Genomic DNA, 13288 nt, shown 5'->3' with positions numbered 1-13288 from the left:
CGCCAGTTGGGAGCTATCGGCATGACGATCGATCCCGGAGCCAGACAAGGTCTCGAGCCGTGGACCAGCTTCACCCGGCAGCAGGACATTCCTGAGTGGATCTCGAAAGCCTACGTCGAGAGCTATCGGGGTCCGCATAGCGACGAGTCGGGGGGCGCGGAAACCAGACCCATCGACCTGACTGTGCCGGCGGCGATCGTGACCCCGGCCATGCTGAGCGCGCACTATCGCCTTGGCCTGCACCGCCCCGACGGAGAGAGTCGCGTCGCGGTGTACTCGGCGGAAGACCCAGCTGGCTTCGGGCCTGCCCTGCAAGTCGTCACCGATCACGGCGGCATGCTGATGGACTCCGTCACCGTGCTGTTGCACCGGCTCGGCGTCCCATACACGGCGATCATGACGCCGGTGTTCGAGGTGAAGCGCAGCCCCGAGGGCGACCTGCTGCGGGTCGAAGCCAAAGCGGAAGGCGCATCGCAATACGCCGGCGAGGCGTGGATACATGTGCAGCTGCTGCCGTCGGTCGACAGCAAGGGCCTCACCGAGGTCGAACGGCTGTTACCCAGGGTGCTGGCCGACGTTCAACAGGTCGCCAGCGACGCGGCGAGCCTGATCGCCGCGCTCAACGATCTGGCCGCGCAAGTCGAGGCCAACGCCGAGGACCACTTCTCGGCACCGGACCGCGACGACGTCGCGGCGCTGCTGCGCTGGCTGGGCAACGGCAACTTCCTACTGCTCGGCTATCAGCGCTGCCACGTGCACGACGGACAGGTCTCCGGCGACGGGACACCCGGCCTCGGCGTCCTGCGCACCCGCACCGGCTCGCGCCCCCGGCTGACCGACGACGGCAGACTGCTGGTGTTGGCGCAGTCCGTGGTGGGCAGCTATCTGCGCTACGGCGCCTACCCGTATGCGATCGCGGTTCGTGAATACGTAGACGGTGCCGTGATCGAGCACCGTTTCGTCGGCCTGTTCACGGTGGCCGCGATGAACGCCGATGTCCTTGAGATTCCGATGATTTCGCGCCGCGTGCGTGATGCGCTGGCGATGGCCGACAGTGACCCGATTCATCCGGGGCAGCTGCTGCTCGACGTCATTCAGACCGTTCCCCGCTCGGAGCTGTTCACCCTCGGTGCCGAACGACTGCTGGCGATGGCCAAGGCGGTAGTGGATCTGGGACCGCAACGAAACGCGTTGCTGTTTCTGCGCGCCGACCGCCTGCAGTATTTCGTTTCCTGCCTGGTGTATCTGCCCCGGGACCGCTACACCACCGCGGTGCGGCTGCAGATCGAGGACATCCTGGTGCGCGAATTCGGCGGCACCCGACTGGAATTCACTGCTCGGGTCAGTGAATCACCCTGGGCGCTAATGCATTTCATGGTTCGCCTGCCTTCCGATGGGCCCAGCGCCGCACCGGTCGACGTTTCCGAAGACAACCGGATCCGCATTCAGGCGTTGCTCAGTGAAGCCGCCCGTACCTGGACCGACCGACTGGTCGCGGCGGCCTCGGAAGGCTCGGCGGGGCACGCTGACGCCGAGTACTACGCGGCCGCCTTCCCCGAGGTCTACAAGCAGGCGGTCACCCCGGCCGATGCGATCGACCACATCGCCATCATCAATGAGCTGCAGGACAACTCGGTCAAGCTGGTGTTCGTCGAAAGCGATGACGGGACCGCGCAGCTGACCTGGTTCCTGGGCGGACGCACCGCCTCGCTGAGCGAGCTGCTGCCGATGCTGCAGAGCATGGGTGTGGTAGTGCTCGAGGAGCGCCCCTTTACGGTCAACCGACCCGACGGGCTGCCGGTGTGGATCTATCAGTTCAAGATCTCACCGCACCCGACCATCCAGCTGGCCTCGACGCAAGCCGAGCGCGACGCGATGGCCGAGTTGTTCGCGGACGCGGTCACCGCGATCTGGCAGGGCCGCCTCGAGATCGACCGGTTCAACGAGCTGGTGATGCGCGCGGGCCTTCGATGGCAACAGGTCGTGCTGCTGCGGGCCTACGCAAAGTATCTGCGACAGGCGAACTTTCCCTACAGCCAGTCCCACATAGAGTCGGTGCTCAACGAACACCCCTCGACCGCACGGTCGCTGGTCGCGCTCTTCGAGGCGCTGTTCGACCCCAGCCCCGATTCCTCGGCGAACCGCGATGCGCAGGCCGCCGCCGCGGCGGTCGCCGCCGACGTCGACGCACTGGTGGGGCTGGACACCGACCGCATTCTGCGTGCCTTCGCATCGCTTGTACAGGCTACCTTGCGCACCAATTACTTTGTCAGGAGCGAGGATTCGGCAAGGGCGCGCAATGTGCTGGCGATCAAGCTGGACGCCCAGCTGGTCGACGAACTACCACTGCCGCGCCCCAAATACGAGATCTTCGTCTACTCACCGCGCGTCGAAGGCGTGCACCTGCGGTTCGGACCGGTGGCCCGCGGTGGCCTGCGCTGGTCGGACCGTCGAGACGACTTCCGCACCGAGATCCTGGGCCTGGTCAAGGCGCAAGCGGTCAAGAACGCCGTCATCGTGCCGGTAGGCGCCAAGGGGGGATTCGTCCTCAAGCGGCCGCCGCTGCCCACCGGCGACGCCGCCGCCGATCGCGACGCCAGCCGCGCCGAGGGCGTCGCCTGCTATCAGCTGTTCATCTCCGGACTGCTCGACGTCACCGACAACGTCGACCATGCGACCGGAAAGGTCAGCCCGCCAAGGGACGTCGTCCGGCGCGATGGCGACGACGCCTACCTGGTGGTGGCGGCGGACAAAGGCACCGCCACCTTCTCCGACATCGCCAATGATGTCGCGAAGTCCTACGGCTTCTGGCTCGGCGACGCGTTCGCGTCCGGCGGGTCGGTCGGCTACGACCACAAGGCCATGGGTATCACCGCCCGGGGGGCCTGGGAGGCCGTCAAACGGCACTTCCGGGAGATGGATGTCGACACGCAGACCGAGGACTTCACCGTGGTCGGGATCGGCGATATGAGCGGCGACGTCTTCGGCAACGGCATGCTGCTGAGCAAGCACATCAAACTGCTCGCCGCCTTCGACCACCGGCACATCTTCCTAGACCCCGACCCCGACCCCGCGGGTTCGTGGGAAGAACGCAAGCGGATGTTCGACCTGCCGCGGTCCAGCTGGGAAGATTACGACACGTCGCTGATCAGCGACGGCGGCGGCGTGTACAGCCGTGAGCACAAGGCGATCCCGGTCAGCCCGCAGGTCCGCGACGCGTTAGGCATCGAGGGGTCGGACGAGGGGGTTATCGAGATGACCCCGCCGAATCTGATCAAGGCGATTTTGCAGGCGCCGGTGGATCTGCTGTTCAACGGCGGCATCGGCACCTACATCAAGGCGGAATCCGAATCCGACTCCGATGTCGGCGACCGCGCCAACGATCCGGTGCGGGTCAACGGAAGTCTAGTGCGCGCCAAGGTGATCGGCGAAGGCGGCAACCTCGGCGTGACCGCGCTGGGTCGCGTCGAGTTCGATTTGGCGGGTGGCCGGATCAATACCGACGCCGTGGACAACTCGGCCGGTGTGGACTGTTCGGACCACGAGGTCAACATCAAGATCTTGATCGACTCCCTGGTGACCGCCGGCAAGGTCAAGCCCGAAGAGCGCAAACCGCTGCTGGAATCGATGACCGACGAGGTCGCTCAGCTGGTGCTCGCCGACAATGCCGACCAGAACGATTTGATCGGCACCAGCCGGGCGAACGCTGCGAGCCTGCTGCCGGTGCACGCCAGGATGATTCAGTATCTGGTGGACCAGCGCGGCATCCACCGCGACCTGGAAGCTCTGCCGTCGGAGAAAGAGATCGCCCGGCGGGCCGAGGCAGGCATCGGGCTCACCTCACCGGAGATGTGCACCTTGATGGCGCACGTCAAGCTGGGGCTCAAGGAGGAGATGCTCGAGACCGAGCTGACCGAGCAGGATGTGTTCGCCTCGCGACTGCCCCTGTACTTCCCGAAACCCTTGCGGGAGCGGTTCACTCCGGAGATCCGCGCGCATCAGCTGCGGCGCGAGATCGTCACCACCATGCTGATCAACGACCTGGTGGACTCCGCCGGCATCAGCTACGCCTTCCGGATCGTCGAAGACGTCGGCGTCGGATCGGTCGACGCGGTGCGCACCTACGTCGCCACCGACGCGATCTTCGGGGTAGGAGCGACATGGCGGCACATCCGCGCTGCGAATCTACCCGTCGCACTGTCGGATCGGCTCACGCTGGACACCCGGCGGCTGATCGACCGTGCCGGACGCTGGCTGCTCAACTACCGCCCGCAGCCGCTGGCGGTCGGCGCCGAGATCAACCGGTTCGCCGCCAAGGTCCAGGCGCTGACGCCCCGCATGTCGGAGTGGCTGCGCGGCGACGACAAGGCCATCGTCGAAAAGGAAGCCGCGGAATTCACCTCCCAGGGTGCGCCCGAGGACCTCGCCTATTCGGTGGCCGCCGGGCTCTACCGCTTCAGCCTGCTCGACATCATCGACATCGGCGACATCAGTGACATCGATGCCGCCGAGGTCGCCGACACCTATTTCGCGCTCATGGACCGGCTCGGCACCGATGGCCTCTTGACCGCGGTATCCGAACTGCCCCGCCAGGACCGGTGGCACTCGTTGGCGCGCTTGGCGATTCGCGACGACATTTATGCGTCGTTGCGATCGCTGTGCTTCGATGTGCTCGCCGTAGGGGAGCCGGACGAAAGTGGTGAAGAGAAGATCGCCGAGTGGGAACACCTGAGTGCCTCCAGGGTCGAGCGGGCCCGCCGCACGCTCATCGAGATCCAGGAAAGCGGGAACAAGGATCTCGCCACGCTGTCAGTCGCCGCGCGACAAATCCGTCGCATGACCCGCACCAGTGGAAGAGGATCATCGAGTTGAGCGTCGGCTTTGTCGCGCCCGTGCCAGTGCGCTGGTCGGACATCGACATGTATCAGCACATCAACCACGCCACCATGGTCACGATCCTGGAGGAGGCGCGTGTCCAATTCCTGCGCGAAGCGTTCGAGGTCGACATCAGAACCATCGGGTTGCTCATCGCCGAAGTCAAGGTGACATACAAAGACCAGCTGCGCCTGGTGGATTCGCCGCTGCAGGTCACCATGTGGACCAAGCGGTTGCGGGCGGTCGACTTTACGCTGGGCTACGAGGTGCGCTCGGTCGCCGCGGCTACCGAGTCGAAGCCCGCCGTCATCGCCGAGTCGCAATTGGCCGCCGTGCACATCGAGGAGCAGCGACTGGTGCGCCTCTCGCCACAACACCGGGAGTATCTGCAGCGGTGGATCAGGTAGCCGACCGGGGTCTATGGCTGGGTGCCGACGCCAGGGACGCCCACCGCACGGATCTCGCCGCCTTCGTCGACCGCGCGCTGCGACTCGATGAAGCCGCGATCATCCGATTTCGAACCCGATCCCCGGGGTTGCTGACCGCCTGGGTCGCAACGGGTTTCGATGTGCTGGCCAGCCGGGTAGTGGTCGGCGAGGTGCGGCCGGGCGATCTCTCGGTGGCCGCGGATGCGCTGGCGCGCGGCCTTTCCGCGATGGGTGCCTCGGGTTACGTCGATCCCGGCTTCGCGATGGATTCCGCGTGGCGGGGTGCGTTGCCGCCGGAATCCGGCTTCACCCATCTCGAAGACATACCGGCCCGGGTGGTGCTGGACTTGGCGCAACGCGGCGCCGAACTTGCCAAGCAGCACGGCAGTTCTCATGGCCCGCCTTCCTCGCTGCTCGATCAGGTGGTCATTCAGGTCAGCTCGGCCGACGTGCAGGTGGGACTGCCCATGCGCTGCGTGTTCGCGTTGACCGCGATGGGGTTTCTGCCGCAGGTGCCCGATGCGGTCGCCGCCGACGAGTTCATCCGGGTCCGGATACTGCCGACGTGGTTGCGTCTGGACGCCCGGTTCGGTTCGGTGTATCGCCGCCGCGGCGATCCCGCGCTGTTGCTCGGCTGACGCGACCGGCCCTGGTCGATTTTGCAAACGGATCACGCTGAGTTTAAAGCGATTGCGGACCGGGATCGCTCGCGATGCTCAGGGGCCGTAGAGCAGCCACAGCGGCAGGACGGCGTCGAGATGGTCCATGAATTTCTTCAGGCCCACCCGAAACTGCCCGTATCCGTACGGGTCTTCGGCGTACTGCGGGAAGGCGATGCCCACCCCGAACAGGCCGGGGGCCAGTATTCCGTTGGTGCGGTTGTGGTCCAGCTGCCCCCACTGCGGGGTCTCGGGTAGCTTCCTGCGCTGGAAACCGACGGTGTAGACGACGCGATCGCACTGCGCCAGTTTCTCGTCGAATTCCGGGCTCGATACCCAGCACCGCTCGAGCCGGTCGGGAAGCGCCCCGTCAATGTTCTCACGAGCCCAGACGGCGGCCTGGCCCTTCAGCCCGGTGTCGTCGAACAGGATCCAATCCTCAAAATAGACAGCGTATTTCAGTGGGCTCCGATAGAAATTAACGATGCGCTTGACGGGATGGCGCAGGAGGTTCGGCAGCACGATCATCGACGAGTGCGACGAGCCGAACACGGCGACCGTCGCGCCCTCGAGTTGTTCTTCGGCCAGCTTGCCGGGATCCAGTGCGACCTGGACGGGGATCTCCTGGAGGTCGGGGTGGCAAAGTTTTTTCGGATCCGCGCCGACGGCCAGGATCACATTCTTGGCGGAGACGTCGCTTTGTTGCGTCTCGATCCGCCATTGCCTGTTCTCCAAGAACAGCGCGGTGGCGGTCGTCGCGATGCTGTCGACCTGCCCGCGTAGCTGCTCGGTGATCCACACCAGGGGTTCGGCGACGAGACCGAGCGCACAGGTCTCCTGCGGATCGATCTCCTTGAGCGGCATTGGCGGTGCATCGGAGAACCGAAATGCCTTGGAGCCGTTGAAGTATTCGAGAAAGAGCGCCACATGGGTGTTGCTGGAAACAGACCGCCACCGTTGGCCGATGTCGCCGCCGGCGAAGGCCGGATCAATCCAGGCGATCCGTTCGCCCGCGATTCCGTGATCCAGCAGCCTTCCCACCGCGGCGATGCCCGCCGCCCCGGCACCGATCACTGTCCATTCGTAGCAAGCCATCCACAACATATAGAGCAGTCCGTCGCGAAATGCTCACCGGGCTTCGCGGCCCGACCCAGCCGGCTACGCCAGCCAGGCCGCGGAGTCCGGTGGCAGTTTGCCTTCCAGCAGCGGCGCGCTGGCCAGGATCAACTCGCCGGGGGGCAGGGTCGTCGGCGATTCACCGCTGTTCAGCGCGCAGATCAGCCCACCGGGGCGCCGGAAGATCACCGTATCGCCGGACGCATCCAGCCACTCGATGCGCTCGCCATCGAATTCCACGCGGCGCTTTCGCAATTCGAGCGCCCGCTGGAAGAACGACAAGGTGGAGTCGGGATCGCCGCTCTGCTTCTCGACGGTCAACGCCGCCCAGCTTTCCGGCATCGGCAGCCACGTCTGCGACGACGACGAGAACCCGAACGGGGGCTGCTCGCCGGACCACGGCATCGGTACCCGACACTTGTCGCGGCCCCGCTCGGTATGTCCGGACCGGTCCCAGGTCGGGTCCTGCAGCACCTCCTCGGGCAGATCCAGCACGTCGGGCAGGCCCAACTCTTCGCCGTTGTAAATGAACACCGTGCCCGGCAGGGCGAGCATTGCCATCGCCATAGCCCGCGCCCTGCGAAGCCCGACGTCGCCGCCGCCGTAGCGAGTCACCTCGCGGTCCACGTCGTGGTTCGACAGTGTCCAGGTCGGGACGGCGTCATAGATCGCGGTGGCCGCGAGTGAGTTCTCGATGGCGTCATGGATTTGGTCGGCTTCGAAGTCGATCTTGGTCAACCGGAAATTGAAGCCGAGGTGCAGTTCGTCGGGCCGCAGGTACTCGGCCCACTGCAGGTTGTCCAACACCCACACCTCGCCAATGGTCACCGCCCCGGGATACTCGTCGACGACCTTGCGGATTTTGCGGTGAATGTCGTGTACGGCCGCGTTGTTGAAACGCGGGTCGTCGTCGGTGTGGCTGAGCACCTTGACGCCGGCCTTGGCGTCGGGCAGGCCGGGCGGCTTGGCCATCCCGTGCGCGACGTCGATACGGAAGCCGTCGACCCCACGATCGAGCCAGAACCGCAGCGATGTCGCGAAGTCCTCGAAGACCTCCGGGTTCTCCCAGTTCAGATCCGGCTGCTCGGTGTCGAAAAGGTGCAGGTAGTACTGGCCGGGTTTGCCATCCGGCTCGACCACCTGCGTCCAGGCCGACCCGCCGAAGACCGACGTCCAGTTGTTCGGCGGCAGAGCCCCACCGGTCCCCCTGCCGTCACGGAAGTAGTAGCGCTCCCGGGCGTCGGTGCCGGGGCCGGCGGCCAGCGCCGCCTGGAACCACGGGTGCGCGGAGCTGGTGTGGTTGGGCACCACGTCCATCGTGATCTTGATGCCCCGCTGGTGCGCCTCCTCGATCAGCCGATCGATCGCGGACATCCCGCCGAACAGCGGGTCGATGTCGCGCGGATCGGCGACGTCATACCCGTGGTCGGCCATCGGTGAGACGGTGACCGGGCTGAGCCAAATGGCATCGATTCCCAGCCGCTCCAGGTGATCCAGGTGGGCGACGATTCCGTCGATGTCGCCGACGCCGTCACCGTTGCTGTCGGCGAACGATCGCGGATATACCTGGTAAAAGACCGCGTTCGACCACCATGCGGCGGGGCTCATGCTGCTCCGTTCGGTTGCGAGGTATCTAGAAGGGCGAATTGACCAGTGAGTCGGCAGCCATCTCCAGATAGTTGAGCAACTCGCGCCGGTGCTCGTCATCGAGCGTCTGCGAATCGATCGACGCGACCGCCGTGTGCATGCACCGCAGCCACGCGTCACGCGCCAGGGGAGTGATCCGGAAGGGCACGTGACGCATCCGCAGCCGGGGGTGGCCGCGTCGGTCGGAGTAGGTGCGCGGACCGCCCCAGTACTGCTCTAGGAACATTCGCAAGCGTTCCTCGGCGCCCTCGAGATCGTCCAGCGGGTACAGCTCACGCAGGATCTCGTCTTCGGGAACCTGCGCGTAGAAGCGGGACACGATCGCGTGGAATGTCTCGGCACCGCCGACCGCGTCGTAGAAGGACTCTGTTACCTGATCCATCGCCGTCCATTGTGGTGCATCCTCGCGGCGCCACTCGGACGCGGCCCGGCCCCATGCCTGGTGTTCACCGGATCGACACGGCGTTCACCTGCCAACAGGGGTGCGATTGGCGCCGAATCATGGTGGACTGTTCGCGGAGGATCTATGGCGCAGGGCAAAAGACGCCGCAGCCACCGCAGTCAGGTAGCCGCGGCTGGGTTAACGGGACCCACAACCGTGTCGTCGCTGCATAGCCTGGAGATCCATCCGCCCGCCCGCGCGGAGGGCGCTTCCATCTGGAGCCGCCGGCGGGTTCTGCTACTGAATTCCACCTATGAGCCGCTGACCGCGCTGCCCGTGCGCCGGGCGATCGTCATGGTGATCTGTGGAAAGGCCGACGTGGTCCACCACGATCCGGCCGGGCCGGTCATCCACTCGGCGACCCGCTCGATCGTGGTGCCCTCGGTGATCCAGCTGCGGTCTTATGTCCGCGTCCCCTACCGGGCGCGCGTCCCGATGACCCGCGCCGCGCTGATGCACCGCGATCGGTTCTGCTGCGCCTATTGCGGCGCGAAGGCGGACACCGTCGACCATGTGCTGCCCCGCAGCCGCGGCGGTGATCATTCCTGGGAGAACTGCGTCGCGTGCTGCTCGACCTGCAACCACCACAAGGGCGACAAGCTGCTCAGCGAGCTCGGCTGGTCCCTGCGCCGCCCGCCGTTGCCGCCGACCGGGCAGCACTGGCGGCTGCTGTCGACGGTCAAGGAGCTGGATCCGGCTTGGGCCCGATACCTCGGCGAGGGCGCGGCCTGATCGGCGAATCCGGTGTCCGGTCGCGCCGCTAGATCCCTTCGTGGGATACGGTTTGCGTCGTGAGTCCTATGCATGTCCATCTGTTCATCGTCGGAATACCGCTGTTGCTGGTGATCGTGCTGTCGGTGCTGATCTGGTCCCACAAGGGACCGCACCCAGCGGCCTACAAGTTGGGCGAGAAGTGGACGCATCCGCCGATCCTGTGGGCTGCTACCGGCGAAGACGTGGGGCACGCCCACGGCGGACACGGTGAGCACGGTACGTCGGAATTCGCGGTCGGAGGTGGCGCCAGTGGCACGTGGTGAGGTAGCGACGAAGGAACCCACCGAGCTGCCGCCCGGCTGGGTGGTCACCACGAGCGGACGGATCTCCGGCGTCACCGAGCCGGGTGAACTGTCGGTGCAATTCCCGTTTTCGACCAAAGACCTGGTCGCCGTGGACGACGCGCTGAAATTCGGCTCCCGGGCGTCCAAGACGCGCTTCGCGATCTATCTAGGCGACCTGGGCGGCGACACCGCCGCGCGCGCCCGTGAGATCTTGGCCGACGTGCCGACGCCGGACAACGCGGTGCTTTTGGCCGTTTCACCCGATCAGAAGGTCATCGAGGTGGTCTACGGCAAGCAGGTTCGTGGCCGCGGCGCCGAGTCGGCCGCACCGCTGGGCGTCGCCGCCGCATCTTCGGCGTTCGAGCGGGGCGATTTGGTCGACGGGCTGGTCAGCGCGATCCGCGTGCTGAGCGCCGGGATTTCACCGGCCTAGCCGTTAGTCCTGCGGCTGGGGCTCAGCGGTCGCCGGCGTCGAATTGGCGCGCCCGCAACGAACGCTTCACCCCGGCTTGGCCCTCGAGCACGAGGCGTCGCAACGCGGCCGGCACCTGTGGGTCGGACAGGAACTTGTCTGCCGCGGCGACGCCGTCGTCGCTGATGTCCCAATGCGGGTAGAGGCCGACCACGACGGTCTGGGCCACCTCGCTGGACCGGCGGGCCCAGACTCCGGAGATCGCCTCGAAATAGCGCGGGGTGAACGGCTTGAGCAACTCCGCCTGCCCAGGCGGGGCGATGCCCGCGATGATCGAGCGGGCGGTGATGTTCGCCATGGTGTCGTCCTCGACCACCGTCGTCCAGGCTGCCTCTTTGACTTGCAACTGAGGTCGAGCTGTCGCGGCCTGGGCGCCGTGGCGCTTGCCCGCGGCGGTCGGGTCGCGCTGAATCTCGGCGTCGATGAACGGTGTCGCGAGCCCGTCGGCGTCGATCTCGCCCGCGCCGGCCAGCGCCGTCACGATCCGCCACCGCAGGTCCGTGTCGATTTCGAGGCCGGGCAGCCCCAAGTCGGCGGGGTCGCGGTCGAGCAGGTCCGTCAGCGTCACGACGTGCCGGGTGGACAGCAGCGACGAGCACAGCGTGTTGACGAACGCGAGTTGGTGATCCGAACCGGGCTGCGCGCCGCGAGCCAACTCCAGTAACCGGTCGGCGAACTGTGGCCAGCCGTGCTCGCGCGCCCATCCCTGTTCGGCGTACGACGTCAGCGCGGTCTGCGCCTGTAGCAGCAGCCGCTGCGCCACGCCGACCTCGGACTCGGCGTGCACTCCGCCCGCGACCAGGGCCACGAAGTCGCGGGCGCGCAGTTCGGCCTCGCGCGTCATCTCCCAGGCGGCCGACCAAACCAGCGACCGCGGCAGCGGCTCGGCGATGTCGGCGATGCGCTCCAGCGCAGTGCGTAGCGATTCGGCGTCCAGCCGCAACGAGCAATACGTCAGGTCGTCGTCATTGACCAGCACCAGCTGGCCTCGCGAAACACCAAGCAGCGCAGGGACTTCCGTTACGGGGCCCTCAACGTCGAGTTCTTCGCGGTGCACCCGCACCAGCTTCCCGGTTGCGTCGTCGTCGTAGACCCCGACCGCCAACCGGTGCACTCGGGTTTCGCCGGCACCCGGGGCAGCTCCGCTCTGGGTCACCGCGAACCGGGTGAACTTGCCGTTGCTGTCGACGTCGAACTCCGGTCGCAACGTGTTCAGTCCAGTCGTTTTCAGCCACTGCTGACCCCAGTCGGACAGATCCCGTCCCGACGCCTGCTCCAGGGCGGCGACCAGATCGTCGAAGGTGGCGTTGCCGAAAGCGTGGGCGCGAAAGTAATCGCGCAGCCCGGCTAGGAAGTGCTCGAGCCCGACATAGGCGACGAGCTGCTTGAGCACCGAAGCGCCTTTGGCATAGGTGATGCCGTCGAAGTTGACCTCGACCGCGGCCAGGTCGGGGATGTCGGCCGCGATCGGGTGCGTCGACGGCAATTGATCCTGACGGTAGGCCCACGACTTCTCGACCGTCGCGAACGTCGTCCAGGCCTCGGTGAATTCGGTTGCCTCGGCTTGGCATAGCACCGAGGCGAAGGTTGCGAACGACTCGTTCAGCCACAGGTCGTCCCACCAGGCCATGGTGACCAGGTCCCCGAACCACATGTGCGCCATCTCGTGCAGCACGGTCTCTGCGCGCCGCTCATAGGAGGCCCGGGTGACCTTGCTGCGAAAGACGTAATCCTCCAGGAACGTCACCGCGCCCGCGTTCTCCATTGCGCCGGCGTTGAATTCGGGGACGAACAGCTGATCGTATTTCCCGAATGCGTAGGGCATGCCGAAGTTCTTGTGGTAGAAACCGAATCCCTGCTTGGTCTGGGTGAACAACCGCTCGGCGTCCATGTGTTTGGCCAGCGAGGACCGGCAGAAGATGCCCAGCGGGATCTCGCCGTGCTCGTCGGTGTAGGAATCGTTCCACTCGGCGTATGGGCCGGCGATCAAGGCGACCAGGTAGGTGCTCATCCGCGGCGTGGTCGCAAAGATGTGCAGCCCGTCGTTGACCGACACCGTCACGCCATTGGAGATCACCTTCCAATGCGTGGGTGCCGTCACCCGCACGTCGAACGTCGCCTTCAGGTCGGGCTGGTCGAAGCACGCGAACATGCGCTTGGCATCGGCGGTTTCGAACTGCGAGTACAGGTAGGTCTCGTTGTCGACCGGGTCGACGAACCGATGCAGACCCTCACCGGTGTTGGAGTAGCGGCAGTCCGCGTCGACCACGACGACGTTGCGGTCGGCCAGCCCGGACAGCGGGATACCCGTCGACTCGTCGTAGCCGGAGACGTCCAGATCGCGTCCGTTGAGCGTGGCGCCGCGGATGGTGTCGGCGGCGATGTCGATGACCGAGTCGGCCCCGGCGAGCGCGTCGAACACCACCGTGGTGACGGAGCGAAAGGTCCGTTCGCCGGGACCGCCGGAGCCGTCGGTGAGGTCGAGGTCGATTTGATAGCTGGCGACCGTGATCAGGGCGGCGCGCTCGACGGCTTGTTCGCGGGTGAGGTTTGGGAGAGCCACGTGTCCAACTTACGGGTCGGGCAGATCG

At 66.1% G+C, this 13288-nt stretch carries 10 protein-coding genes; 6 read left to right on the top strand and 4 right to left on the bottom strand.

Features of this window, described 5'->3' with window-relative positions; genetic code table 11:
- The first annotated feature begins 21 nt into the window (after positions 1-21).
- From A5686_RS22715 to A5686_RS22705, 3 genes are read left to right on the top strand one after another with little or no spacing between them, the layout of a single operon-like run.
- Positions 22-4872, top strand: coding sequence for an NAD-glutamate dehydrogenase (locus A5686_RS22715; RefSeq protein ID WP_067938906.1), 4851 nt, complete (start codon positions 22-24; stop codon positions 4870-4872).
- Positions 4869-5282 (top strand): thioesterase family protein, encoded by a 414-nt coding sequence (locus A5686_RS22710; RefSeq protein WP_067938904.1) that lies wholly within the window; start codon positions 4869-4871, stop codon positions 5280-5282. The genes A5686_RS22715 and A5686_RS22710 overlap by 4 nt, the downstream gene beginning before the upstream one ends.
- The gene (locus tag A5686_RS22705) at positions 5270-5941 is read left to right on the top strand and encodes a hypothetical protein (protein WP_067938901.1); all 672 of its coding nucleotides are present in this window, start codon (positions 5270-5272) and stop codon (positions 5939-5941) included. Before A5686_RS22710 ends, A5686_RS22705 begins: the two co-directional genes overlap by 13 nt.
- 78 nt (positions 5942-6019) lie before the next feature.
- Here the strand turns inward: A5686_RS22705 and A5686_RS22700 are convergent, their stop codons facing one another.
- From A5686_RS22700 to A5686_RS22690, 3 genes are all read right to left on the bottom strand, one after another.
- Positions 6020-7036, bottom strand: a complete 1017-nt coding sequence (locus A5686_RS22700) for a pyridine nucleotide-disulfide oxidoreductase (RefSeq protein ID WP_082947760.1) — start codon at positions 7034-7036, stop codon at positions 6020-6022.
- A gap of 84 nt (positions 7037-7120) precedes the next feature.
- Positions 7121-8686: a glycoside hydrolase family 13 protein gene (locus A5686_RS22695; RefSeq protein WP_067938899.1), complete on the bottom strand. Its 1566-nt coding sequence runs from the start codon at positions 8684-8686 to the stop codon at positions 7121-7123.
- Positions 8687-8711: 25 nt separating this feature from the next.
- Positions 8712-9107: a globin gene (locus tag A5686_RS22690; RefSeq protein ID WP_067351931.1), complete on the bottom strand. Its 396-nt coding sequence runs from the start codon at positions 9105-9107 to the stop codon at positions 8712-8714.
- Between the two features lie 144 nt (positions 9108-9251).
- Between A5686_RS22690 and A5686_RS22685 the strand changes: the two genes are divergently transcribed.
- From A5686_RS22685 to A5686_RS22675, 3 genes are all read left to right on the top strand, one after another.
- The gene (locus A5686_RS22685; RefSeq protein ID WP_067938898.1) at positions 9252-9899 is read left to right on the top strand and encodes an HNH endonuclease; all 648 of its coding nucleotides are present in this window, start codon (positions 9252-9254) and stop codon (positions 9897-9899) included.
- Positions 9900-9967: 68 nt separating this feature from the next.
- Positions 9968-10204, top strand: coding sequence for a hypothetical protein (locus A5686_RS22680; RefSeq protein ID WP_067938895.1), 237 nt, complete (start codon positions 9968-9970; stop codon positions 10202-10204).
- A complete protein-coding gene (locus A5686_RS22675) occupies positions 10191-10658 on the top strand; it encodes a DUF5130 domain-containing protein (protein ID WP_067938891.1) in 468 nt (155 codons plus the stop codon). The genes A5686_RS22680 and A5686_RS22675 overlap by 14 nt, the downstream gene beginning before the upstream one ends.
- A 22-nt stretch (positions 10659-10680) precedes the next feature.
- Here A5686_RS22675 and pepN read toward each other — a convergent pair whose 3' ends face one another.
- Positions 10681-13260: an aminopeptidase N gene (pepN, locus tag A5686_RS22670; protein ID WP_067938880.1), complete on the bottom strand. Its 2580-nt coding sequence runs from the start codon at positions 13258-13260 to the stop codon at positions 10681-10683.
- Between the last annotated feature and the right edge of the window lie 28 nt (positions 13261-13288).

Origin of the sequence: Mycobacterium sp. E2479 (assembly GCF_001667925.1) — a bacterium.
GTDB lineage: Bacteria > Actinomycetota > Actinomycetes > Mycobacteriales > Mycobacteriaceae > Mycobacterium.
Note: the sequence above shows the minus strand (reverse complement) of the source record. Positions and strands in the feature narration are given on the sequence as shown.

What these genes read in the sequence shown, in the direction of transcription:
- A5686_RS22715 (WP_067938906.1), top strand. Translation starts at nt 22, where the DNA reads ATGACGATCGATCCCGGAGCCAGACAAGGTCTCGAGCCGTGGACCAGC.
- A5686_RS22695 (WP_067938899.1), bottom strand. Translation starts at nt 8,686, where the DNA reads ATGAGCCCCGCCGCATGGTGGTCGAACGCGGTCTTTTACCAGGTATAT.
- A5686_RS22690 (WP_067351931.1), bottom strand. Translation starts at nt 9,107, where the DNA reads ATGGATCAGGTAACAGAGTCCTTCTACGACGCGGTCGGCGGTGCCGAG.
- A5686_RS22685 (WP_067938898.1), top strand. Translation starts at nt 9,252, where the DNA reads ATGGCGCAGGGCAAAAGACGCCGCAGCCACCGCAGTCAGGTAGCCGCG.
- A5686_RS22680 (WP_067938895.1), top strand. Translation starts at nt 9,968, where the DNA reads ATGCATGTCCATCTGTTCATCGTCGGAATACCGCTGTTGCTGGTGATC.